At 63.0% G+C, this 23,087-nt stretch carries 19 protein-coding genes and 1 tRNA gene; 8 read left to right on the top strand and 12 right to left on the bottom strand.

Going from position 1 to position 23,087, the window contains the following annotated elements:
• The coding region (locus FEZ63_RS25745; RefSeq protein WP_476738961.1) for an HAD family hydrolase at positions 1 to 397 on the top strand (397 nt) is incomplete at its 5' end.
• Between the two features lie 301 nt (positions 398 to 698).
• Here FEZ63_RS25745 and FEZ63_RS17455 read toward each other — a convergent pair.
• Positions 699 to 773: transfer RNA gene (locus FEZ63_RS17455), tRNA-Lys, on the bottom strand.
• A gap of 252 nt (positions 774 to 1,025) precedes the next feature.
• Here FEZ63_RS17455 and FEZ63_RS17450 point away from each other — a divergent pair.
• Positions 1,026 to 3,419 carry a transketolase gene (locus tag FEZ63_RS17450; RefSeq protein ID WP_150946813.1) on the top strand — a complete coding sequence of 798 codons (2,394 nt, stop codon included), beginning with the start codon at positions 1,026 to 1,028 and terminating at the stop codon, positions 3,417 to 3,419.
• Between the two features lie 31 nt (positions 3,420 to 3,450).
• Complete coding sequence (locus tag FEZ63_RS17445; RefSeq protein WP_150946811.1) at positions 3,451 to 4,530, top strand: hypothetical protein; 1,080 nt, start codon at positions 3,451 to 3,453, stop codon at positions 4,528 to 4,530.
• Here the strand turns inward: FEZ63_RS17445 and tgt are convergent.
• The 7 genes from tgt to gyrA form a co-directional block, all read right to left on the bottom strand.
• Positions 4,511 to 5,683 carry a tRNA guanosine(34) transglycosylase Tgt gene (gene tgt / locus FEZ63_RS17440; protein WP_150946809.1) on the bottom strand — a complete coding sequence of 391 codons (1,173 nt, stop codon included), beginning with the start codon at positions 5,681 to 5,683 and terminating at the stop codon, positions 4,511 to 4,513. The genes FEZ63_RS17445 and tgt overlap by 20 nt on opposite strands.
• A gap of 95 nt (positions 5,684 to 5,778) precedes the next feature.
• Positions 5,779 to 6,864 (bottom strand): tRNA preQ1(34) S-adenosylmethionine ribosyltransferase-isomerase QueA, encoded by a 1,086-nt coding sequence (queA, locus tag FEZ63_RS17435; protein ID WP_150946843.1) that lies wholly within the window; start codon positions 6,862 to 6,864, stop codon positions 5,779 to 5,781.
• Positions 6,865 to 7,016: 152 nt separating this feature from the next.
• A complete protein-coding gene (locus FEZ63_RS17430) occupies positions 7,017 to 7,481 on the bottom strand; it encodes a peptidylprolyl isomerase (RefSeq protein WP_150946807.1) in 465 nt (154 codons plus the stop codon).
• Between the two features lie 50 nt (positions 7,482 to 7,531).
• Positions 7,532 to 8,035, bottom strand: coding sequence for a hypothetical protein (locus tag FEZ63_RS17425; protein WP_150946805.1), 504 nt, complete (start codon positions 8,033 to 8,035; stop codon positions 7,532 to 7,534).
• A gap of 28 nt (positions 8,036 to 8,063) precedes the next feature.
• Entirely contained in the window at positions 8,064 to 8,612 is a 549-nt protein-coding gene (locus tag FEZ63_RS17420; RefSeq protein ID WP_150946803.1) for a peptidylprolyl isomerase, read from the bottom strand.
• A 29-nt stretch (positions 8,613 to 8,641) separates the two neighbouring features.
• Positions 8,642 to 9,142, bottom strand: coding sequence for a pantetheine-phosphate adenylyltransferase (gene coaD, locus FEZ63_RS17415; RefSeq protein ID WP_150946801.1), 501 nt, complete (start codon positions 9,140 to 9,142; stop codon positions 8,642 to 8,644).
• Positions 9,143 to 9,719: 577 nt separating this feature from the next.
• On the bottom strand, positions 9,720 to 12,449 hold the full coding sequence (gyrA, locus tag FEZ63_RS17410; protein WP_244622860.1) for a DNA gyrase subunit A: 2,730 nt from the start codon (positions 12,447 to 12,449) through the stop codon (positions 9,720 to 9,722).
• A 388-nt stretch (positions 12,450 to 12,837) separates the two neighbouring features.
• Here gyrA and FEZ63_RS17405 point away from each other — a divergent pair, with 388 nt between their 5' ends.
• Both FEZ63_RS17405 and FEZ63_RS17400 read left to right on the top strand, forming a co-directional pair.
• Positions 12,838 to 13,401: a LemA family protein gene (locus FEZ63_RS17405; RefSeq protein WP_150946797.1), complete on the top strand. Its 564-nt coding sequence runs from the start codon at positions 12,838 to 12,840 to the stop codon at positions 13,399 to 13,401.
• Between the two features lie 9 nt (positions 13,402 to 13,410).
• Complete coding sequence (locus tag FEZ63_RS17400; protein WP_150946795.1) at positions 13,411 to 14,424, top strand: M48 family metallopeptidase; 1,014 nt, start codon at positions 13,411 to 13,413, stop codon at positions 14,422 to 14,424.
• A 3-nt stretch (positions 14,425 to 14,427) separates the two neighbouring features.
• Here FEZ63_RS17400 and FEZ63_RS17395 read toward each other — a convergent pair whose 3' ends face one another.
• Complete coding sequence (locus tag FEZ63_RS17395) at positions 14,428 to 15,276, bottom strand: hypothetical protein (protein WP_150946793.1); 849 nt, start codon at positions 15,274 to 15,276, stop codon at positions 14,428 to 14,430.
• 69 nt (positions 15,277 to 15,345) lie between these two features.
• Between FEZ63_RS17395 and FEZ63_RS17390 the strand changes: the two genes are divergently transcribed.
• A complete protein-coding gene (locus FEZ63_RS17390) occupies positions 15,346 to 15,981 on the top strand; it encodes a MarC family protein (RefSeq protein ID WP_150946791.1) in 636 nt (211 codons plus the stop codon).
• Positions 15,982 to 15,999: 18 nt separating this feature from the next.
• On the opposite strand, the gene FEZ63_RS17385 is transcribed toward FEZ63_RS17390, so the two are convergent.
• Positions 16,000 to 17,121, bottom strand: a complete 1,122-nt coding sequence (locus FEZ63_RS17385) for a M20 family metallopeptidase (protein WP_150946789.1) — start codon at positions 17,119 to 17,121, stop codon at positions 16,000 to 16,002.
• A 224-nt stretch (positions 17,122 to 17,345) separates the two neighbouring features.
• Between FEZ63_RS17385 and FEZ63_RS25970 the strand changes: the two genes are divergently transcribed.
• Positions 17,346 to 18,467, top strand: coding sequence for a calcium-binding protein (locus FEZ63_RS25970; protein WP_150946787.1), 1,122 nt, complete (start codon positions 17,346 to 17,348; stop codon positions 18,465 to 18,467).
• A gap of 278 nt (positions 18,468 to 18,745) precedes the next feature.
• Here FEZ63_RS25970 and FEZ63_RS17375 read toward each other — a convergent pair whose 3' ends face one another.
• Positions 18,746 to 19,258 carry a single-stranded DNA-binding protein gene (locus tag FEZ63_RS17375; RefSeq protein WP_150946785.1) on the bottom strand — a complete coding sequence of 171 codons (513 nt, stop codon included), beginning with the start codon at positions 19,256 to 19,258 and terminating at the stop codon, positions 18,746 to 18,748.
• Positions 19,259 to 19,407: 149 nt separating this feature from the next.
• Positions 19,408 to 19,758, bottom strand: a complete 351-nt coding sequence (locus FEZ63_RS17370) for a hypothetical protein (protein ID WP_244622856.1) — start codon at positions 19,756 to 19,758, stop codon at positions 19,408 to 19,410.
• 258 nt (positions 19,759 to 20,016) lie between these two features.
• Between FEZ63_RS17370 and uvrA the strand changes: the two genes are divergently transcribed.
• Complete coding sequence (uvrA, locus tag FEZ63_RS17365) at positions 20,017 to 22,965, top strand: excinuclease ABC subunit UvrA (RefSeq protein WP_150946783.1); 2,949 nt, start codon at positions 20,017 to 20,019, stop codon at positions 22,963 to 22,965.
• Positions 22,966 to 23,087: the final 122 nt, after the last annotated feature.

Here is a 23,087-nt window from a genome sequence, read left to right as displayed (position 1 = left end):
CTACGGCATTCCGCCCGAGCAGATTGTCGGCTCCCGCATCGTCACCAAGTTCGAACAGCGCGACGGCCGGCCGACCCTATTCCGTTTGCCCCAGGTCGACTTCATCGATGACGGGCCTGGCAAGCCGGTCGGCATCAACCAGGAGATCGGTCGCCGGCCCGTCGCGGCTTTCGGAAACTCCGACGGCGATCTCGAGATGCTGCAATGGACGACCGAAGCCGGCAAGCGCAGGCTCGGCGTCGTGGTGCATCACACGGATGCGGAGCGAGAATACGCCTATGACCGGCAGTCGAAAGTCGGCCGCCTCGACAAGGCGCTTGACGCTGCGGCCACCGACCGGTGGACATTGGTCGACATGAAGCGGGACTGGAAGACGGTCTTTCCGGTTCAACCGTAAATCGATGACGCTTGGGAAGACCCTCGTTTAATGCTCGGAAAGGTCTGAACGGGTCACCAGCGGGCCTCGGGCGCCGCGTGGCACTTCGCACACGAGACACTGTCGCCGGGTTCGGCCGTGGCAGCCCAGCAATGATCACGTAGAGCGTCGAGGTCGCCTCGTCCACGATCGGAGGGTGGATCTCCACGTGCACATTGCGGAAGGCGCCAATGTGAGCGCTACCCGTGCGGTTACCCCTGCTGGGAGACCCGCCAAACGAGATGGGTGGTTTCACCATATCCTTATGAAATCATAGAGGATCTGGTGAGCGCGGATGGGATCGAACCATCGACCCGCTGATTAAAAGTCAGCTGCTCTACCACTGAGCTACGCGCCCATCTCGGTTTGCAACGGCGGAAAGGCCGTTGCGATGACCCGCTAAGTCACTGAAACTCCACGTCCTCTCGCGAAAACGGGCGTCCGGCGGCCAGCGTTCCCAAGGAGGACGGTGCCCTCCCGGAAGTGAGCCCGAAATAGGGGCTATCGGCTGGCGGGTCAATCAAAAAGGCCTAGTATGAACCCCGAAATCGAAAACCGCAGAGGGAAGATTCGCCGGTGGCGTTCCCTCGGCCCCAGTTGGGCATACCAGATGACCGATCCGCGCCTGCCGTACCTCGCCGAACTCGAACGAAAGATCCGCTGGCTTGCCAGCTGGACGATCCACAATGCCAATCACGTCCGCCCCAGCGGCGACGGCATGAAGGTGGGTGGGCATCAAGCCTCGTCCGCCTCGCTGTCGACCATCATGACCGCGCTTTATCTGGCTGTTCTGAAACCTGAGGACCGGGTCGCGGTCAAACCCCATGCAAGCCCGATCTTCCACGCCATCCAGTATCTGCTGGGGCATCAGACGCGCGAGAAGCTCGAAAATTTCCGCGGCTACAAGGGCGCGCAATCCTATCCATCCCGCACCAAGGACATCGACGACGTGGATTTTTCCACCGGTTCGGTCGGGCTCGGTGTGGCGCAGACGCTCTTTGCCAGCCTCGTGCAGGATTATGTGAAGGCGCATGACTGGGCAAAGGATTTGCCCGAGGGACGCATGATCGCGCTCCTGGGCGATGCCGAGATGGACGAGGGCAACATCTTCGAGGCGCTGCTGGAGGGCTGGAAGCAGGGCCTGCGCAACACCTGGTGGATCATCGACTACAACCGCCAGAGCCTCGACGCCGTGGTGCGCGAGGGATTGTTCGATCGTTTCGAGTCGATTTTCCGCTCGTTCGGCTGGGATGTGGTGGTTCTCAAGCACGGTTCCCTAATGCAGGAGGCGTTCGCGGAAAAAGGGGGCGACAGGCTGCGCCGGTGGATCGACACCTGTCCGAACCAGCTCTATTCCGCCCTCACCTTCCAGGGCGGCGCTGCCTGGCGCAAACGGTTGCTCGACGATCTCGGCGACCAGGGCGCGGTCACGCGCCTCATCGAGAAGCGAACCGACGACGAGTTGGCGCGTCTCATGTCCAATCTCGGCGGGCACGATCTGCCCAGCCTGATCGAGGCCTTTGAGGCCGTCGACCATGATCGCCCGACGGTCTTCATCGCCTACACGATCAAGGGTTTCGGCCTTCCCCTCGCCGGCCACAAGGACAACCACGCCGGCCTGCTGACGCCGACGCAGATGGAGGGCTATCGCGCCTCCGCGAAGGTGCGGCCGGGGCACGAATGGGAGCCGTTCGAGGGGTTGAGCCTGCCGGCCGCAGAACTTGAGCGTTTCCTGAAGGCCGTACCTTTCAACGCACGCGGGACACGGCGCCATACAGCCCCGAAGGTGGCGGTGCCGGCGCGCCTTGCGACGCCCGACCAACCGATGATGTCGACCCAGCAGGGCTTCGGCCTGATCCTCAACGAACTCGCCCGATCGAGCGAACCTCTGGCCGACCGGATCGTCACCACTGCGCCGGACGTGACAGTTTCCACCAACCTCGGCGCATGGGTCAATCGGCGCGGCCTCTTTGCCCGCGAGGAGATGAAGGACCTGTTCAAGTCGGAGCGCATTCCATCGACCTTCACGTGGGATTTCAGCCCGACGGGTCAGCATATGGAACTCGGGATCGCCGAGATGAACCTGTTCATCCTGCTCTCGGCTTTGGGCCTGTCGCATTCGCTCTTCGGCGAACGCCTCCTGCCGATCGGAACGCTCTACGATCCCTTCATTTCGCGCGGGCTCGATGCGCTGAACTACGCCTGCTATCAGGATGCGCGCTTCATGGTGGTGGCGACCCCCTCCGGCGTTACGCTGGCGCCTGAAGGCGGCGCCCATCAATCCATCGGAACGCCGCTGATCGGCCTCGCGCAGGATGGGCTGGCATCGTTCGAGCCGGCCTTCGTCGATGAATTGTCGGTGATCATGCGCTGGGCGTTCGACTATCTGCAGCGCGATGGCGACGGCGAGGCAAGCGAGCGGACGTGGTTGCGCGACGAGACCGGCGGTTCGGTGTATCTGCGGCTCTCCACCCGCGCGCTTGATCAGCCGCGCCGCGAAATGACCCCGGAGCTTGCCTCGGACATCGTGGATGGCGCCTATTGGCTCCGCCCGCCGGGTCCCAACGCCGAAGTGATCGTGGCCTTCACGGGAGCCGTCGGCCCGGAGGCCATCGAGGCGGTCGGCCTCATGGCGGAAGATCGACGGGATATCGGGCTGCTCGCCATCACCTCCGCCGACAGGCTCAATGCCGGCTGGACGGCGGCGCAGCGGGCCCGCGAACGCGGCCTCGTTCATGCCCGCTCTCATGTGGAGCGGCTTCTGGGCGACCTCCCCTCCCATTGCGGGCTTGTGACGGTGATTGACGGCCACCCAGCGACGCTGGCGTGGCTCGGCTCGGTGATGGGTCACCGCACCCGCTCCCTCGGGGTCGAGCATTTCGGCCAGACCGGCACGGTGCAGGACCTCTACCGCCATTTCGGCATCGACACGCAAGGCATCATCGCCGCCGCCGAGATGATCGCGCCCGGGCGGCCGATGCGGCACCTGCGGGCGCTGGGTTGACATCGCGCGTCGCGGCCGCGATCACGCGCGGATGACCTCCGGCCTCGAAAATGCCTCCTGGCGGCGATTCACGTTGAGCTTCGCAGCGGCCGCGTTCGCGGCTACGGCCGTGCTCTATGGGTTCATCGTCGCGCTGGACCCGTTCGGCCTGCGCGTGTCGGCGTCTCATCCGCCGACCGCGATCATGGATGTGAATCAGCGGTTCATGTATCCGCAGATCGTGCGCAGCGGGCGCTTCGACTCGGCGGTGTTCGGCACCTCGACCGTCAGGCTGCTCGATCCGCAACAGCTTGACCGGCTCCTCGGCGGTAAGTTCGCCAATCTCGGAATGAACGCCGCCACCCCGTGGGAGCAAATGCAGCTTGCGACGTTGTTCCTGCGGCGGCAGGCGCGCCCGGAGAACCTGATTTTCGGGCTCGACGAAACCTGGTGCGACCCCAATGCTGATAGAAAAAAACTGACCTTCCGGGCCTTTCCGCCGTGGCTCTACGACGAGGATCCGGTCAATGACTATCCGGAACTTCTCAATCTCACGACGCTCGAGATCGCCGGCCGCGTTGCCCTGAACCGCCTCGGCCTTATGCCGGAACGCATCCCGCAGAACGGCTACGAGATATTCGTACCGGATGAATCGGTTTACGATTTGGCGAAGGCGCGCCAGAACATCAACACCATGCGCAGCGCCCGCTTGGAAGAGGCGGGCCCGGCGAAGCCGGCGCGGCGAGCCAGAGCGTCAAAACCCGTCATGGAGACATTTCCGGCGCTCGATTGGCTGGAAGACGCCCTCAAACAGGTGCCCGCTTCAACCCGCGTGACCATGGCCTTCATGCCGGTTCATGCGGCCATTCTGCCGCCGCCCGACGGCGAGCTTGCCCGCCGGGAGGCCGCCTGCAAGGCGCGCGTCGCCGAACTCGGTCGCAGACACGGCGCGGTGGTGGTTGATTTTCGGCTGCGCTCCCCGGTGACCGTCGATGATTCCAATTACTGGGATGCCCTGCACTACCGGATCGGCATTGCGAGCCGCATCGTCGAAAGCCTTCGGCGGGCCCGCACGACCGGCAGCGGCGACAGCCGTGGCTTTTACGCCGTGCTCAATCCTCCGCCGCAATAGCCTTATCGTCGATAGGTTCGACGACGCCATCGCGCTCGCCCTTCGCCCAGCCTTCCTTCACTTCGGCAATATGGTCGGCGAGCCGGCCCTCGCTGATCGCCTTGCGCAGGCCGGCCATGAGTTCCTGATAATACGCGAGATTGTTCCAGGTCAGCAGCATCATGCCGAGGATCTCGTTTGAGCGCACGAGGTGGTGGAGATAGGCGCGCGAATAGGCATTCGATGCCGCGCATTTCGATTCCGCATCGAGCGGACGCGTGTCCTCGGCGTGTCTCGCATTGCGCATGTTCAGGCGGCCATGCCGCGTGAATACCTGTCCGTGACGCCCCGCCCTCGTGGGCATGACGCAATCGAACATGTCGACACCCCGTCGCACCGCCTCGACAATGTCGTCTGGTGTTCCGACGCCCATGAGATAGCGCGGTTTTGTTTTCGGCAGATGCGGTTCAACCGTTTCGATCATCCGCAGCATCACATCTTGCGGTTCGCCGACGGCCAACCCGCCGATGGCGTAGCCCTTCAGGTCGAGGGCCGCGAGTTGTATGGCGCTCTCGATGCGAAGCGCTTCCACCGCCCCGCCCTGCACGATGCCGAACATCGCCTTTCCCGGCTGGTCGCCGAACGCGACCTTGCAGCGCTCGGCCCAACGCAATGACAGGCGCATGGCCTTCTCGGCGACATCGTCCGAGCACGGCAGCTTCACGCATTCGTCGAGCTGCATCTGGATGTCAGACCCCAGCAATCCTTGGATCTCGATGGAGCGCTCGGGCGTCATGACGTGGGTCGAGCCGTCGATATGCGACTGAAAGGTCACGCCGGTCTCGTCAATCTTTCGCAACGCCGCGAGCGACATCACCTGGAAGCCGCCGGAATCGGTCAGGATCGGATAGGGCCAGTTCATGAATTGATGCAGGCCGCCCAGTTGCGCCACGCGTTCCGCGCCCGGGCGAAGCATGAGGTGATAGGTATTGCCGAGCACCACATCGGCGCCGAGCGCCTTCACCTGATCGGGATACATCGCCTTCACGGTTCCGGCCGTGCCGACCGGCATGAAGGCAGGCGTGCGGATCACCCCGCGCGGCATGCGAATCTCGCCCGTGCGCGCGGTGCCGTCGGTCTTGGACACGGTGAAGGTGAATTGATCGGTGCTCATAAGCAATCCTGAAAAGAATCTGCATAATATAGGCGTGGCGGCGAAACGTCACGGAAGTCGCGACTCTCCCCGTGACGCCGACAAAGCCCTGCGTTTTAGCGAATCTCGGCCCGGAACAGCAAGCTGCCGTCCCCATACGAATAGAAGCGATATCCGCTGTCGATTGCGTGCGTGTAGGCTGCACGCATCTGCTCCACCCCCGCAAAGGCCGAAACCAGCATGAAGAGGGTTGAGCGGGGCAGGTGAAAATTCGTCATCAGAACGTCCACCGCCTTGAAGCGATAGCCGGGCGTGATGAAGATCGCCGTGTCGCCGGAAAATGCCGTCACCGTGCCGTCGTCCCGAGCGGCACTTTCCAGAAGGCGCAAGGATGTCGTCCCGACCGCCACAACGCGCCCGCCGCGCGCCTTCGCGTCGTTGATCGCCTGCGCGGTGCCAGCGCTGATCGAGCCCCATTCCGCATGCATGCGGTGATCGGCGGTGTCCTCCGCCTTGACCGGCAGAAACGTGCCCGCGCCCACATGAAGCGTCACGAAATGACAGGCGATGCCGCGCTCTTCGAGGCGGCGGAAAAGATCATCGGTAAAATGCAAGCCCGCGGTGGGTGCCGCAACCGCACCCTCATCCTGCGCATAGACTGTCTGGTAATCGACAAGGTCCTTGTCATCGGTCGTGCGTTTGCCGGCGATGTAAGGCGGCAGCGGCAATTCACCGAGGCGCGCGATAGCCTCCTCGAGAAACGGCCCGGAGAACGCAAACCGCAGGACAACCTCACCACCCTCCTCTTTCTCGATGACCTCCGCGTCGAGCCGTACCAATTCGCAGGCCGTGCTCTCGGCGGATTCGCCGAAGCGGATGCGGTCGCCGATCGCAAGCTTCTTCGCCGGTCGGGCAAAGGCACGCCAGCGATCTGCGCTCTCGCGCTTGTGCAGCATGATTTCGACCCGGGCGGCAGTTTCCTCGCGCACGCGCACGCCATAGAGGCGGGATGGAATGACTTTGGTGTCGTTGAGGACGAGCACGTCGCCCGCGGTGAGCAGATCCGGCAGATCTCGAACGATCCGGTCCTCGAACCCGGAATCCGGGCGCACGACGAGCATGCGGGCGGCATCGCGTGGCTCCGTCGGACGAAGCGCGATGCTGCTTTCGGGCAGTTCGAAATCGAAAAGATCGACGCGCATGAGGGCCTTCCGTTGATAGGCGAGGTTATCGGCGCGCCGGTCCGAGCCGTCAACCTTTGCCACTCGGACGGATCGCGTCAGGTGTCCACACCGGAAGGTGCGAGGCGGCGAACCGCCTCGCATGCGATGCTGTTGCGAGAGAAGCCCGGCGACTACGCGTCGGCGGCCACTCTCATCGAGACGATCCGATCGGGATCGCGCACCGGTTCGCCACGCTTGATCTTGTCCACGTTTTCCATGCCTTCGGTCACCTTGCCCCAGACAGTGTATTGCTTGTCGAGGAAGCGCGCGTCGTCGAAGACGATGAAGAACTGCGAGTTGGCGGAATTGGGCGCGGAGGTCCGGGCCATCGAGCAGATGCCGCGGACATGCGGCTCGGCACTGAATTCGGCTTTCAGATCCGGCAGGTCGGACCCCCCGGTGCCGGTGCCTTGCGGGCAGCCGGTCTGCGCCATGAAACCCTCGATGACGCGATGGAACGCGATACCGTCGTAGAAGCCCTTGCGCGCCAGCGTCTTGATGCGCTCCACATGGCCGGGGGCGAGATCCGGGCGCAGTTCAATGACGACTTTGCCCTTGGTGGTTTCGAGCACGAGTGTGTTTTCCGGATCTGCCATCGGGGATCTCCTGTGTTGGCATGAAGTCTTGGTGAAGAGCAGTCTGCCGTTCACATAGGTCTGGTGTCGCTGAAACGGAAGATGAAAAGGCGGCCAGCCACCGCTCCGCCGAGCTTTTCCGTAAAGGGAAGCGGATTGCAGCGCACAAATGCCTCACGCACGGAGCGCGTGAAAGCTTCCCGCTGGTCGGAATTTCCGGCTCCGGGCCGATAATAGGTGATCCTGGGTTGCCCCAATACTTCGCCGTTGCGCTTGAAGGCCAAACGTAATGTGATTTCCTGACCGGAGAACCCGCTGCCGGCGGGCGAACGCCAACAGGCTCCGAGTGCGCGAAAAATATCTCGCAAGGTATCGATCCGTACCAGAGGGTCGTTCGACCCGGGCCGGACCACACCGCTCAGGTTCTCGGACAATTCGGGGGTCGGTTCGAGCTGGCGTTGGCGCTCGTCCGGATCGCCGAAATCCTGCGCCATCGTCGCGAGCGGCATCGCCGGCAGAAGGGCGAAAACGAGCGCGGCTACGAGGCGCCGCGCGTGCTTTCGACAAACGAACATATGACGCAATCTCAGACGCTTGGCCCGATCACTTGGCGTCGGCGGCCACCTGCATCTTCACGATCTTGTCGGGCGTCGTGACCATGCCGTTGGCGGCGGAATTGCCCTTCTTGATCTTGTCGGCGACGTCCATGCCTGAGACGACCTCGCCGAAGATCGTGTATTGGCCGGTCAGCGGGCCGCAGCCGTCGTAGCAGATGAAGAACTGGCTGTTGGCCGAATCCGGGCTCTGCGAGCGCGCCATGCCCACCGAACCGCGCTTGAACTGGGTTTTGGTGAACTCGGCGGGAACGTTCGGCAGGTCGGATTTGCCCGTGCCCGTGCCGGTCGGATCACCGGTCTGCGCCATGAATCCGTCGATCACGCGATGGAACACCACGCCGTCATAGAACCCCTTCTTGGCCAGGGCCTTGATCTGTTCCACATGCTTGGGAGCAAGATCGGGACGCAGGCGGATGGTGATGCGGCCATCCTTGGTGTCGAGGAAGATCGTGTTCTGCGGGTCGGCCGCGGGTTGCGCCAAGGCAGGGAACAGGCTGGCGAGCACGAGCGCTCCGGCTGCGAACAAACGCTTCATCGAAAGTCTCCTTTGAGAGAGTTGCGGCGTCACCGCCGGTTGAAGGTGTCTTTGAGGCGCCGCGCCACAAGGTCCGGCACGAAAGCCGAAACGTCGCCGCCCATCCCGGCGATCTGACGCACAAGCGTGGCGGTGATGGGGCGAACCAACGGCGAGGCAGGAAAGAAAACCGTCTGGATATCAGGCGCCATGGCGGCGTTCATCGACGCCATCTGGATCTCATAATCGAAATCCGTGCCATCACGCAGCCCTCTCACGATGAGAGTGGCCCCGTGACGCCGGGCCGCCTCGACGGCCAGGTCATTGAACGTCACCACCTCGAGGGTCGCACCCTCGGCCTTCGCAACCGGGCCGCAGACCGCAGCGATCAATTCCGCCCGCTCCTCGGCCGGGAAGATCGGCGTCTTGGACGAATGGACCCCGATCGCCACCACGATATGCTCCGCCACCCGACACGCCTGCCGCACCACGTCCAAGTGGCCGTTGGTGACGGGGTCGAAGCTGCCGGTGAAGAGCGCGGTGCGGGTCATCCCTATCAGGTAACCGTTGGCAGGCCGGCTATCAAGCCGGGAGCGCGGGCTGGAGGCCTCCGGAAGGCCTGTTCCGCTGAATCCCCCATGCGCTCGCCGGCTCGTCTCCCGCTAAATCAAGCTGTGCGGCAACACACGCCGTTACGTCACTTGGCGTGCGAAAACCGACTCGACCTTGGAAAAGGAGGGTCCCGTGATCTTTCGCCTCGCCGTCGTTTTCGTGACTGCCGCCGTCGTGTTGAGTCCCGCCGCGTTGTCGAGCCTGTCGCTGAGCGCCGTGTGAAGCGGCATCGCTGAAGCGATCTGAAATACCGCCGCGCACCGCGTTCGGCTCTCCAAGAAAATGGCGGGAACCTGCCCCGCCATCAGCCTGCAATCCCTCGGCCCGAAGCCCGGAACCCTATTCAGGGTTTCGAGAAACGCACCAAGCAACAGATATTGTCCCGCGTTCTGTTAAGCGGCGGTGGGTTCCGGGTTTCCCTCGGCCCGATCCATGCCTGATCCGGCTTCGTTGCCGAAGCCGAACCGTCCATTGCCATTGGCTGGCACACGATCTTATCGCTCGACCCGGAACGACTTATTCCTCGCCGCCTTCGTTGTTCTCCGCAGCATCGCCATTCTCGGTCGCGCCGGTCTCGTCGATCCCGGCTTCGTCCTCGGCCGCTTCCGCGTCCTCGCCCTCGATATGCTCCACCGAGACGACCTTCTCCTTGCCCTTGGTGGAGAAGACAGTCACTCCCTGCGAGTTGCGTCCGACGGTGCGGATGCCGTCGACCGGCACGCGGATGAGCTGGCCGTTATCCGTCACAAGCATGATCTGGTCGGAATTCTCGACCGGGAAGGAAGCCACGAGCTGGCCGTTGCGGCTGTTGACGGCCATCGCGGTGATGCCTTTGCCGCCGCGACCGGTGATGCGGTACTCGTAGGACGACGTGCGCTTGCCGTAGCCTTTTTCCGAAATCGTCAGGATGAACTGCTCATGGGCGCTAAGCTCGGTGTAGCGTTCCATGGACAGAGCCTCACCGGCGACATTCTCCTCGTCGCCCGCATCCGCCGCGACCTCGGTGCCCGCCTCGCCATTGGTGATCTCACCCATGACGGCGCGACGCATCTTGAGATACCCTGCACGCTCCTCGCCCGTCGCCGCCATGTGACGCAGGATCGCCATCGAGATGATCGCGTCGCCGGCAGCAAGGTTGATGCCGCGCACACCCATCGAATCGCGACCCTTGAAGACACGCACCTCCGGCACCGCAAAGCGTATGCACTGGCCTTTCGCAGTGGTCAGCAGCACGTCGTCGTTCTCGGTGCAGATCTGCACGTCGACGATCGACTCGCCCGCATCGAGCTTCATGGCGATCTTGCCGCCGCGATTGACCTGGATGAAGTCCGACAGCTTGTTGCGGCGAACGGTGCCGCGCGAGGTCGCGAACATCACGTCGAGCTTGTCCCAGGTCGCCTCATCCTCGGGCAGCGGCATGATGGTGGTGATGCGCTCATCTTTTTCGAGCGGCAGCATGTTCACCAGCGCCTTGCCCTTGGCGTTCGGAGCGGCGAGCGGCAGGCGCCACACCTTCTCCTTGTAGGCCTGTCCCTTGGACGAGAAGAAGATTACCGGCGTATGGGTGTTCACCACGAACAGCCGCGTGACGAAATCCTCGTCGCGCGTGATCATGCCGGCGCGACCCTTGCCGCCGCGGCGCTGGGCGCGATAGGTCGAGAGCGGAACACGCTTGATGTAGCCCGCATGCGACACGGTGACGACCATGTCCTCGCGCTGGATCAGGTCCTCGTCGTCTACATCCGCTTCCCAATCCATGATCTGGGTCCGGCGCGGCGTGGCGTAGGCGTCACGGATCTGCGCGAGCTCGTCCTTGATGATCGTCATGATGCGGATGCGCGAGCGCAGGATCTCAAGATAATCGGAGATCTCGGCCGCGAGCTTCGACAATTCGTCGCCGATTTCATCACGGCCGAGGGCCGTCAGGCGCTGCAGGCGCAATTCGAGAATGGCGCGGGCTTGCGCCTCCGACAGGCGATAGGAGCCGTCATCGTTGATCCTGTGGCGCGGGTCGTCGACCAGCAGGATCAGGGGCGCGATATCCTGAGCGGGCCAGTCGCGGCCCATCAATGCCTCGCGCGCCGAGTTCGGATCGGGCGCGGTGCGGATGAGACGAATGACCTCGTCGATATTGGCGACCGCAATGGCAAGGCCGCACAACACGTGAGCCCGCTCGCGTGCCTTGTTCAGCAAATACTTGGTGCGACGCGAAACCACTTCCTCGCGGAAGTCGACGAAGGCCTTGATCAGGTCCTTCAGCGTCATCAGCTCGGGGCGACCGCCATTCAGCGCCACCATGTTGGCGCCGAAGCTGGTTTGCAGCGGCGTATAGCGGTAGAGCTGGTTCAGCACCACATCCGCCATCGCATCGCGCTTGATCTCGATGACGATGCGCATGCCGTCGCGATCGGATTCGTCGCGCAGGTCCGAAATGCCCTCGATCTTCTTCTCGCGAACGAGATCGGCGATCTTTTCGATCAGCGTCGCCTTGTTCACCTGATAGGGAATCTCGTTGACGATGATCGCTTCGCGTTCCTTGCGAACCACCTCGATCTCGGATTTGCACCGCATGATGATCGAGCCGCGGCCCGTCATATAGGCGGAGCGCGCGCCGGAGCGGCCGAGGATCATGGCGCCGGTGGGAAAATCCGGCCCGGGAATGATCTCGATCAGCTGTTCGGTCGAAACGTCTGGATCGTCGATATAAGCCAGGCAGCCGTCGATGACTTCGCCGAGATTGTGCGGCGGCATATTGGTGGCCATGCCGACAGCGATGCCGCCCGCGCCGTTGACCAGCAGGTTCGGGAACCGCGCCGGCAGTACGACGGGTTCGTATTTCGACTCGTCGTAGTTCGGGCTGAAATCGACCGTGTCCTTGTCGATATCCTCGAGCAGAGGCATCGCCGCGCGAGTCAGGCGCGACTCGGTGTAACGCATGGCCGCCGGCGGATCGCCGTCGACGGAGCCAAAATTGCCTTGCCCGTCCACGAGCAGCAGACGCATGGCGAAATCCTGCGCCATGCGCACCAACGCATCGTAGATCGATTGATCGCCGTGCGGGTGATACTGACCCATCACGTCACCGACGATGCGCGACGATTTCACGTGCTTCTTGTCGGGCGTGTAACCGCTCTCGTGCATCGCGTAGAGGATGCGTCGATGCACCGGTTTGAGGCCGTCCCGCGCGTCGGGGAGAGCGCGGCTCACGATCACGCTCATGGCGTAATCGAGGTAGGAGCGCTTCATCTCGTCGACGATGGAAATCACTTTGACGTCGCTGGCCGGCTGGTCGCCGCCAGGGCCGGCGGGGCGGGTATCGTTCGGATCGGTCAAGGTCGGTCTTTCTCAAATCGTCCGGCTGGAGGAGAGCAGCGCGGACGCTACCCTATACCAGCAGAATCGCCGCGCGCGAATCCGGGCGGCGAAACCAATGAAATCAACCCGTTAGATGGCCGATGAACGGGCGTTTTTCAAGGCATTTCGGCCGCTTATCCAAGGCCGAACACGGGCCCGGCGACAGCATCGTTGCCTTCGGTTTCCTCCATAGGACATTTATCCTTGCACGACACAGCCGGGTCGCAACTTGCTGGCCTCCCTCGCCTATGGCATGTGTCGCAACGTAAAAACGTGGGAAATGCCTATGGACCTGATTCTCTGGGCTGTCGTCGGGCTTGTCGCCATCTATGCGACCACGACCTATAACGGCCTCGTCACCCTTCGGGTCCGCGTCAATCAGGCGTTCGCCGATATCGACGTCCAGTTGAAGCAGCGTCACGACCTGATCCCCAATCTTATTGCAACCGTCAAAGGTTATGCGGCGCATGAGCGGGAGACCTTCGAGGCGGTGGTCGAGACCCGCAACAGGGCGCTCGCCGCGCAGGGACCGGCTGACCAAGCGGCAGCAGAGAATGCCCTGTCGAGAGCCGTCGGCCGCCTCCTCGCCCTTGGGGAAGCGTATCCAGACCTCAAGGCCAGCGCGAATTTCCAGCAATTGCAGACCGATCTCACCGATATCGAAGACAAGCTCGCTGCCGCCCGGCGCTTCTTCAACAACGGGGTCGCCGAGTTCAATGCCGCAATCCAGCATTTCCCGGCGGTGATCTTCGCCGGATTGATGGGGTTCAAGCCGCAAACCTTCTTCGATGTCGGCGAAACGGCGCGCCAGAGCCTCGACGCACCGCCCAAAGTGGCGTTTTAAAGCGCGCCCGTGCTGCCGGCGTTCGGGCTCTACACGCATATTCAGGCGAACCGCCGGCGCTCGGCTCTTCTCATCGCCGGGTTGTTCATCCTGTTCTATCTCATGACCTACGGGCTCTCGTTGCTGTGGCTCGCTTTCGCGGATGACGGCTCAGGCGCACTTGATACCCTGCTGTCTGAGGCGGCAACGCGAACCCTGTGGCTGGCGCCCCTGGTCACCGCGATCGTGGGTGTCTGGATCTGGTGCGCGGCCCGCTTCAACGCCTTCATCCTCGGCCTCGCGACCGGCGCGAACGACATCACGCGCGCCGAGGAAACCGAGCTCTTCACCCTGCTCCAGAACCTCTGCATCTCGCGCGGCCTGAGCATGCCGCGCCTGCGCATCATCGAGACCGACGCCCCCAACGCGTATGCGAGCGGCATGCGGCCCGAGCAATACACCATCACGGTCACACGCGGGCTTCTCGACCGCCTCGATAAGCGCGAGTTGGAAGCCGTCCTGGCGCATGAGCTCACGCATATCCGCAACGGCGACGTACGCACCATGATGATCGCGGTGCTCGTGGTCGGACTCATATCGTTCATCGGGGAATTTGCCTGGCGTTCGCTCGGCAGCGTCTCAAGATCCGCCACCGGATCCGGCAAGAAAGGCGGCGGCCGGTTTGCCGCCATGGCCGTGGCGCTCGCTCTGCTCATCGTCGCCTGGATGCTCTCCATCGTCATTCGCTTCTCGCTGTCGCGCCGACGCGAATATCTCGCCGATGCGGGCGCGGTGGAGCTCACGCACAATGCCGACGCGATGATATCGGCGCTGCGGAAAATCGAGGGAAAAGGGGAGTTGCAGGATGCGCCTTCGGCCGTGATGGAGCTCTGCCTCGACAATCCCCGCAAAGGCTTTTCGGACTTGTTTGCAACCCACCCGTCGATCGAGGACCGGATCGACGCGCTGGTGCGCTATGCGGGCGGGCAGCCGGTGATAGACGCCCTGCCCTCGCCAGCAGTCGCGGGCGATCCAGCAGCCTGAGCGTCAGGCGCGAATGAGCAGCGCCGTCGCGTCGTCACTGAGCTTGAAGCGCGGGAAGAGGATTCCGTCGGGGTCTTCCTGCGTCTCGATCTGCCGCGCGAGATCCGCCAGTGCGGCCAGACCCTCGTCCAACGCCGCTTCCATCAATTGCTGGGCGTCCATACGACCATAAAGATCGACCAGCGCCGAAAAGCCGTCGCTTGTGATGAGGATCGTGGTGTCGTTAGGACAGGGCACGGTTGCGTGTCGCATCCGGTCGGCCGCCGACGGATCGAGACCGAGCAATGCCAATGCGCCCGATCGCTCCTGGCGTTCGCGGCGGCCGGCAAGCCAGTTCCGGAAATGCTCCGACTGGCCGATGGTCTTCGGCGTGCAACCGCTCGCCTTCAGGAGTTCGGCGGCTTTCGCCATCTCGAACTTGCGCATGTCCTGCGCCTCACCGACTGTCACCATAGTTCCGTCCGGCGATCGGACGAACGCCGTGGTGTCGGCAAAGGTCCAGACGTCGAGGTTGTTGTCGCGTCGGCGCACGAGCGTCATGGCGCCAATGGGCCAGGTGATGAAATCATGCCGGTCTGGCGGCGCTTTTCGAAAGAAGACGGTCCGCGCCTCTTCCATCACATGACGAACGAGTGCCGCACCGTCATCCGCACCGGGCGCCAATTCGGAGAGGCGTTCGCTCGCAAAGCCCGCCAGCCACGCCGCATCGCTGCTGTCGTTCATGATCGGCGGCGTTCCGGGAAAGATCGAGGTGTCGATGACCCACGCGAAATCGCCGCTCGCCCCGCACGAATCCTCGTTCGCCTTCTCCGGTGATCCAGGCAGGCTGACGCGATCCAGAACCGTGAACATCGTTGCGTGACCTCTCGCCAAATCTCTTCGGAAAGGGCATAACCCATAGCTCGCGACGAGGTCCAGCAGATGCTTTTCGACTACATCTCCGCCGCCCTGGTGACGATCCTCGTCACGCTCGACCCGCCGGCGCTGGCACCGATCTTCGTGTCGCTCACCCGTGGAATGAATGCCGCCGAGCGCAAGCGCGTAGCCCTGCGCGCTGCCTTGATCGCCTTCTGCATCCTGGCCTTCTTCGGATTGGGTGGGGAAATCCTGCTGCGTCTGCTCGGCGTCGGCATTCCCGCCTTTCGCATCTCGGGCGGATTGCTGTTGTTCTGGATTGCGTTCGAGATGGTGTTCGAGCGCCGCAATGAGCGCAAGCAGCACACCGCCGACGTGGCGATCACCGAAGACCACATCCGCAACGTCGCGGCCTTCCCGCTCGCGATCCCGCTGATGGCGGGCCCCGGCGCGATCACGGCGACGATTCTTCTCGCAGGCCGTGCCGAGGGTCAGGTCACCTATCTGTCAGCGCTCATCGCGCTGCTGGCGCTCGGAGTCGTCAGCTGCTTTGCGGTATTCATGGCGGCCGATCGGGTGTCGCGCTGGCTTGGGGTGACGGGAAATATCGTGCTCAGCCGTCTGCTCGGCGTAATTCTTGCCGGGCTCGCCGTGCAATTCATCATCAACGGCGTGGAAGCACTGGTGCGTCCAAACCTCTGACCGTCGGTTTCCGCAAACTCAGCGAAGCGTTTCCAACAACCGCGTCATCAGCGCCCTGCGCGGCGCGATCGATGAGATCAGGCCGTATTCCTGGAGCGTGTGCGCGCCGTCCCCATCGATCCCGAGGCCGTCGAGGGTCGGCGTGCCGATGGCAGCCGTGAAATTGCCGTCCGAGCCGCCGCCCGCGCGCGGGCATGTCGCCAGATCGAAGCCGATTTCCGAGGCTAACGACTTGGCATGATCGAAGAGCCGTGCCGTCGCATCGCTGCATTCATAAGGCGGACGGTTCATCTCACCCGTCACCGTGACGTTGAAATCGGGGTTCTGGGCCCGCAATGCCATGATGGCCGCCGTCAAAGCCTCCCCATCCGCAACCGTTTCGACGCGCAGGTCGATCGGGAAATGGCAGTGCTGCGGAATTGTGTTCACGGCGCTTCCGCCGGAGATCATGCCGACCGTGGTGGTGACGCCGCGTCCATAATCCGTCATCGCCTCGACGGCGAGGATCTGTCGCGCCGCCTCGTAGATGGCGTTGCGCCCATCCGGATGACGCGAGCCCGCATGGGAGGGACGCCCCTCCACATGCACGTCGAACCGACCAACGCCCTTGCGGGAGGTCACGATCTTGCCGCCGTCGCGCGCCGGTTCCGTGACAAGAGCGAAAGCCGAGCGGCGGCCGATGCTCTCGATGACCGGCCGGGTCATCGGCGAGCCGATTTCCTCATCGGGTGTTACGATGAAAATCATCGGGCGCGCCGCGCTGCCCTGGCGCGCCACCGCCTTGAAGGCCTCCAGCGCGAACCAGGCGCCGGCTTTCATATCGTAGACGCCGGGGCCATAGAGGCGGTCGCCCTCGACCCGCAGACGCAGATCGTTCTGGATCGTACCGACCGGATGGACCGTGTCGAGATGGGACATGACGAGGATGGCGGGTTCGTCCCGCTCCGGTCCTGCGCGCAGCACCAGCGCGTCCCCAAGCCCCGACGCACCCGGAAGGCGCTCGATCGCGACCGGCGCATCCGCCATCTGCGCGACCACGAGATCCATCATCAGGTTCACCCCGGCCACATCGTGCGTGGGGCTCTCCGTACGGATCCAGGTGAACAGGGTGTCGAGGCCGGCGTCAGGGGAAAGGGTCATGGAATATCGAATTTGCAAAGGAAACGGCCATGGTGCCGCCGGTCCCATATAGCCGCCTGCCCGGAGCATGTCACGGCGTCGGGGCCGAAATACTCTTTTGGCCGGGCGGGAGGCACAAATAATGCATCATTATTACGTGACAATACTCCGACTATGATTTATCTCCTACCCTCCTGCGGTAGTGGACCGCACGATTCATAACCCCTCAGGATTGAGAGAGAGACATGGCGGTCATTCGCGGAACGGACAAGAACAACAAACTCAAGGGCAAGGCCACCGATGATCGGATCTATGGGCTGTTCGGCAACGACCTTCTCGACGGCGGCGCGGGAGACGACATCCTTCATGGCCACGGGGGAAATGATAAATTTCTCGGCGGTCTCGGCAACGACCAACTCGACGGTGGCGATGGCCGCGACAACCTGAGCGGCGGCGAGGGCGATGATTACCTCAGCGGCGGCTTCGGCGTCTTCGCCGATATTCTGCGGGGCGGCATCGGCAATGATGCGCTTCATGGAAACGACGGCAATGACAGCCTTTCCGGCGATGCCGGAAACGACTCGCTCTTCGGCGGGGACGGCGTCGATAAACTCATCGGCGGTGATGGAAACGATTATCTCGACGGGGGCAGCGACGAGGTTAGAGACGTTCTGACTGCAGGAGCGGGCAATGACAGAGTCGTCGTCCATGGGCTTGATGTTGCGACGGGAGGAAGCGGCTCCGACACGCTCGCTCTCAGCAGGGGCGTCCCTGTCATACCTAACGTCGAACCAACTCCCCTGAATGTGAACCTCTCCAAGATCACCGGAAAAAAGGCCGCCGATGTTGGACTCTTTGGGTTGAAGGCCGGTCAGTTCGAGAGGGCCGAGATCTATCTTTACGGCGCTGTCAAAGGCAGCACGTTCGTCGGCTCGAAGGGAGATGACGTCCTCTCCATCTATTCCAATTGGGACGGCGGCATCACGATCAACGGCGGCAAGGGCGACGACACGCTTTCAAGCAGCGGGAACAACGTCCTGATCGGCGGCGCCGGTTCCGACACATTTGTTCTGAATAGTTATTATGGCGACGCGGATACCATCCAGGACTTCACCGCCAAGGACTTTCTCTTGGTGGGCCAGTCTTTCTATAACGCGGCTCGGGACAACGTCGATCTGTTCAATCCGTTGGTCATCGGCTCCGACCCAGTGGCCAATTCGGCCAAGGCGCAGTTTCTCTACGATATCGACGACGGCCGTCTTTTCTACGATCCCGACGGCACGGGAATTGAGGAACCTGCCTTCCATCTCGTCACCCTCGCCTCGAGGCCCAACCTGAAGGTGTCGAACTTCCTCTTCGATCTCTAAGCTGGCTCGAAGATCACGCCGAGGGAGCCCGCCTGCCAAGGCGGGCTCTTTTCCGTTCCGAAACTCGAAAGACGGGCGAGCCCAGCGGGATACCTCGCGGCGATGCATTTCCCATCGCTCAGCTTGAGGCGGGCTGGCAAGCAGCGCTCACACTTCGAACCCGGAAGGACCCGTCCTGCAGGCCCTGTCTTCGCCCCATCTCGGGTCGCGCCAGCAATCTACTTATAAGCACCACATGAAGGCCGACGCCCGAAGTTCCGATATCTGGTGGCTCCGCGCTAGAACGGAATGTCGTCGTCGATATCGCCGTATTTCGAGCCGCCGCCCGATGCAGGGGCCGCCGGACGGCGCTCCATGGGGGACGAGCTTCCGAAATCGCCGCCGCGGCTGATCTGGCCGCCCCCGCCCTGGTCGTCGCCATATTCCCCGCCGCCACCGCCGCGGCTGTCGAGCAGGGTCAATTCGCCCCGGAAGCGCTGCAGCACGATCTCGGTCGAGTATTTCTCCTGGCCGGACTGGTCCTGCCATTTGCGGGTCTGGAGCTGGCCCTCGATGTAAACCTTCGAGCCCTTTTTCAGGTATTGCTCGGCGACGCGGGCGAGGTTCTCATTGAAGATGACGACCGAATGCCACTCGGTCTTTTCCTTGCGCTCGCCGCTCTGCTTGTCCTTCCAGGACTCCGAGGTGGCGATGCGCAGGTTGACCACAGGGTCGCCTGATCCAAGGCGGCGCACCTCCGGGTCGCGGCCCAGATTGCCCACGAGGATCACTTTGTTCACGCTGCCCGCCATCTGAGCCACTCCCGTTCGAAACACCAAGGCTGTGTTCTGGGACGCGAAAGCGCCGGCGACAAGCCGGCGGGTCGATCGACCTTATGCCTGTCCCCAATAAAAGGGTCCCGGCCTTTCGGTTCCGCGCCTCTTCGCCTCGCCAAACGCCGTTAAGGCCCGACGACGCGCTTCACCTCCGCCAGTGCGTTGTCGCAGCCGGCCTTGTCATTCGCCGCATCCGCCTTGCGCGCCAGCGCCAGCGCCGTCAACGCAGGCTCCAGGGAAGTGCCCTCCCCGAGCTTTTGCTCCGCCGTTGCGATGGAACCGGGCGTGGGTTGGCGGTGCATCTGCGCCGCGTCGCTTTGCTTGCCCGTGCCTCCTGCCGCTGCAACCGCCTCGATTCTCTTGTCCAACTGCGCCTGAGCCTGGTCGATCTGGGCCGTGCACGGCCCCGCCAGGCTGGGCTGGATACAGAAAAAGGACGCAATGGCGGCAGCGGCGGTCAGGCGAAATAACATCATAGTGGGGTCCCGGCGAGAAGCGGCTCGCCTCAGCCTAGCCCAACTCCTCCGCGAGAGCATCCCCGTTTGCCCGCCCTCGCAAAAATTCACCCGAGGCCAGCATTCCCTCCCCCGGCAGGCGATTGCCTGTCGTACCCTTTTTGTTCTAGGCTATTCCGGCGCGAATCGTCGGACCGGTTGTTTCCGCGACAGGACGATCACATATCCGGAACCCCGGCCTGACGAGGCCGGTTTCCCTTTTCAGAGCTTGAGCAGGCTATGGCTAAACTCGACGATCTGTTCAACCGCGCCAGGGCGGGTGACCCAAACGCGCGCGTGATTTCCGTGCGTGGCGCCCGCGAACATAACCTCAAGAACGTCGATCTGATGGTCCCTCGCGACCATCTCGTGGTGTTCACCGGATTGTCCGGCTCGGGCAAATCCTCCCTCGCCTTCGACACCATCTATGCCGAGGGCCAGCGCCGCTACGTGGAATCGCTCTCGGCCTATGCGCGCCAGTTCCTGGAAATGATGCAGAAGCCGGACGTGGACCAGATCGACGGCCTCTCGCCCGCCATCTCCATCGAGCAGAAGACCACCTCGCGCAATCCGCGTTCGACCGTCGGCACGGTGACTGAGATCTACGACTACATGCGCCTGCTCTGGGCGCGCGTCGGCATTCCCTATTCGCCCGCCACCGGCCTGCCCATCGAGAGCCAGACGGTGAGCCAGATGGTCGACCGGGTGCTCGAATTGCCGGCAAAGACGCGCCTGTACCTGCTGGCGCCGGTGGTGCGTGGCCGCAAGGGCGAGTACCGAAAGGAAATCGCCGAGTTCCAGAAAAAGGGCTTTCAGCGGCTCAAGATCGACGGCGAATACTACGCTATCGACGAGACCCCGACCCTCGACAAGAAGTTCAAGCACGACATCGACGTGGTGGTCGATCGCATCGTGGTGCGCGCCGATATCGCGGCACGTCTTTCCGAATCCTTTGAGACGGCCCTCGACCTTACGGATGGCATCGCGGTTGTCGAATACGCGGACGAGAAGGACGATAAGGGGCAGCCGAAGCGGATCGTCTTCTCGTCGAAATTCGCCTGCCCGGTTTCAGGCTTCACGATTCCCGAAATCGAACCGCGCCTGTTCTCGTTCAACAACCCGTTCGGCGCCTGCCCCACCTGCGGCGGCATCGGACATGAGATGACCATCGACCAGGCGCTCATCGTGCCGGACGAGACCATCTCGCTGAAGCGTGGCGCCATCGCGCCTTGGGCGAAATCCTCGTCGCCCTATTATGCCCAGACGCTGGAAGCGATCACGCGACATTACAAGGCGTCGATGACCAAGCCGTGGGCGGAACTGCCGGAGCGGGTGCGCGACGTCATTCTCTTCGGCTCGGGCTCCGACACTATCCGCATGGCCTATGACGACGGCCTGCGCGCCTACGAGGTGAAGAAGCCTTTCGAGGGCGTCATCACCAACCTCGAGCGCCGCTACAAGGAAACCGAGAGCGACTGGGCCCGCGATGAAATCGGCCGCTACATGAGCGAGACGCCGTGCGGCGCCTGCAAGGGCAAGCGGCTCAAACCCGAAGCACTGGCGGTCAAGATCGCGGGCTCCGATATCGGCAATGCCACCGGCCTATCGGTGCGCGACGCGCACGAATGGTTCGGACACCTCACGGCGCAACTGACGCCGAAGCAGAACGAGATCGCTGGTCGTATTCTGAAAGAGATCCGCGAGCGCCTGACCTTCCTCGTCGATGTGGGCCTCGAATATCTGACGCTTGCCCGCGCATCCGGCACCCTGTCGGGTGGCGAGAGCCAGCGCATCCGCCTGGCGAGCCAGATCGGCTCCGGCCTCACCGGCGTTCTCTATGTGCTCGACGAGCCCTCTATCGGCCTCCATCAGCGCGATAACGAGCGTCTGCTCGTCACGCTCAAGCGCCTGCGCGATCTCGGCAACACGGTGATCGTCGTCGAGCACGACGAGGACGCCATCCTGCAGGCCGATTACGTGTTCGACATCGGCCCCGGCGCTGGCATCCACGGCGGCGAGATCGTCGCCGAGGGCACGCCGCCGGAGATTCTCAGCAATCGCAAATCTCTGACAGGCAAATATCTCACGGGCGAGATGTCGGTGAAAGTTCCGCCGAAACGCCGCAAGCCCGTGAAGAGCCGGGTGCTCAAGGTGGTAGGCGCGAAGGGCAACAACCTGAAGGACGTCACGGCGGAAATTCCGCTCGGCACCTTCACCTGCATCACCGGTGTTTCCGGCGGCGGCAAGTCCACCCTTGTTATCGATACGCTCTACAAAGCGGTGGCGCGCAAGCTCAACGGCGCCATGGAGCACCCTGCCCCGTTCGACCGCATCGAGGGGTTGGAGCATCTCGACAAGGTCATCGATATCGACCAGTCGCCCATCGGCCGCACGCCGCGTTCGAATCCGGCGACCTATGTGGGCGCGTTCACCCCGATCCGCGAATGGTTTGCCGGGCTGCCGGAGGCGAAGGCCCGCGGCTATCAGGCCGGCCGTTTCTCGTTCAACGTCAAGGGCGGGCGTTGCGAAGCGTGCTCGGGCGACGGCGTCATCAAGATCGAGATGCACTTCCTGCCCGACGTCTACGTCACGTGCGACGTGTGCAAGGGCAAGCGCTACGACCGCGAAACGCTCGAGGTAAAATACCGCGATAAATCCATCGCGGACGTGCTCGACATGACGGTCGAGGAAGCGCGCGAATTGTTCAAGGCCGTTCCGTCGATCCGCGAAAAGATGCAGACGCTTTCTCGCGTCGGCCTCGATTATGTTCATGTGGGTCAGCAGGCCACCACCCTGTCGGGTGGCGAGGCGCAACGGGTGAAGCTCTCGAAGGAATTGTCGAAACGTGCCACCGGACGCACGCTCTATATCCTCGATGAGCCCACCACCGGCCTGCATTTTCACGACGTCGCAAAGCTTCTCGAAGTGCTGCACGAGTTGGTCGAGCAAGGCAATTCGGTGGTGGTCATCGAGCACAATCTCGAAGTCATCAAGACCGCCGATTGGGTCATCGACATGGGTCCCGAAGGCGGCGATGGCGGCGGGCAGATCGTGGCGCAAGGAACGCCGGAGGACATCTGCGAGGTCAAGGAGAGTTACACCGGGCGCTTCCTGAAAGACGTGCTCGCGCGCCGGCCGTTGAAGAAGACGGACGCGAAGGCGAAGGCCGCGAAGGTGGCGGCGGAGTAAAGCGCCAGGCTCAACGGCCCATGCTAGCCAGAATCGGAAAACCTCGAGTTTGTGGTTCTCTATCCGGTGCGGCGAATGTACCCGTGTGAGGCCGCGGACACGGTCCTCACACGGGTTTTTAT

Origin of the sequence: Microvirga brassicacearum, assembly GCF_008757455.1 — a bacterium.
Classification (GTDB): Bacteria; Pseudomonadota; Alphaproteobacteria; order Rhizobiales; family Beijerinckiaceae; genus Microvirga; species Microvirga brassicacearum.
Note: the sequence above shows the minus strand (reverse complement) of the source record. Positions and strands in the feature narration are given on the sequence as shown.

What these genes read in the sequence shown, in the direction of transcription:
- FEZ63_RS17385 (WP_150946789.1), bottom strand. Translation starts at nt 17,121, where the DNA reads ATGACCCTTTCCCCTGACGCCGGCCTCGACACCCTGTTCACCTGGATC.
- FEZ63_RS17425 (WP_150946805.1), bottom strand. Translation starts at nt 8,035, where the DNA reads ATGTTCGTTTGTCGAAAGCACGCGCGGCGCCTCGTAGCCGCGCTCGTT.
- uvrA (WP_150946783.1), top strand. Translation starts at nt 20,017, where the DNA reads ATGGCTAAACTCGACGATCTGTTCAACCGCGCCAGGGCGGGTGACCCA.
- FEZ63_RS17430 (WP_150946807.1), bottom strand. Translation starts at nt 7,481, where the DNA reads ATGGCAGATCCGGAAAACACACTCGTGCTCGAAACCACCAAGGGCAAA.
- FEZ63_RS17370 (WP_244622856.1), bottom strand. Translation starts at nt 19,758, where the DNA reads ATGATGTTATTTCGCCTGACCGCCGCTGCCGCCATTGCGTCCTTTTTC.
- FEZ63_RS17395 (WP_150946793.1), bottom strand. Translation starts at nt 15,276, where the DNA reads ATGTTCACGGTTCTGGATCGCGTCAGCCTGCCTGGATCACCGGAGAAG.
- FEZ63_RS17375 (WP_150946785.1), bottom strand. Translation starts at nt 19,258, where the DNA reads ATGGCGGGCAGCGTGAACAAAGTGATCCTCGTGGGCAATCTGGGCCGC.
- FEZ63_RS17420 (WP_150946803.1), bottom strand. Translation starts at nt 8,612, where the DNA reads ATGAAGCGTTTGTTCGCAGCCGGAGCGCTCGTGCTCGCCAGCCTGTTC.
- FEZ63_RS25970 (WP_150946787.1), top strand. Translation starts at nt 17,346, where the DNA reads ATGGCGGTCATTCGCGGAACGGACAAGAACAACAAACTCAAGGGCAAG.
- coaD (WP_150946801.1), bottom strand. Translation starts at nt 9,142, where the DNA reads ATGACCCGCACCGCGCTCTTCACCGGCAGCTTCGACCCCGTCACCAAC.
- FEZ63_RS17405 (WP_150946797.1), top strand. Translation starts at nt 12,838, where the DNA reads ATGCCTATGGACCTGATTCTCTGGGCTGTCGTCGGGCTTGTCGCCATC.
- FEZ63_RS17450 (WP_150946813.1), top strand. Translation starts at nt 1,026, where the DNA reads ATGACCGATCCGCGCCTGCCGTACCTCGCCGAACTCGAACGAAAGATC.
- tgt (WP_150946809.1), bottom strand. Translation starts at nt 5,683, where the DNA reads ATGAGCACCGATCAATTCACCTTCACCGTGTCCAAGACCGACGGCACC.
- FEZ63_RS17445 (WP_150946811.1), top strand. Translation starts at nt 3,451, where the DNA reads ATGACCTCCGGCCTCGAAAATGCCTCCTGGCGGCGATTCACGTTGAGC.
- FEZ63_RS17390 (WP_150946791.1), top strand. Translation starts at nt 15,346, where the DNA reads ATGCTTTTCGACTACATCTCCGCCGCCCTGGTGACGATCCTCGTCACG.
- queA (WP_150946843.1), bottom strand. Translation starts at nt 6,864, where the DNA reads ATGCGCGTCGATCTTTTCGATTTCGAACTGCCCGAAAGCAGCATCGCG.
- gyrA (WP_244622860.1), bottom strand. Translation starts at nt 12,449, where the DNA reads ATGAAGCGCTCCTACCTCGATTACGCCATGAGCGTGATCGTGAGCCGC.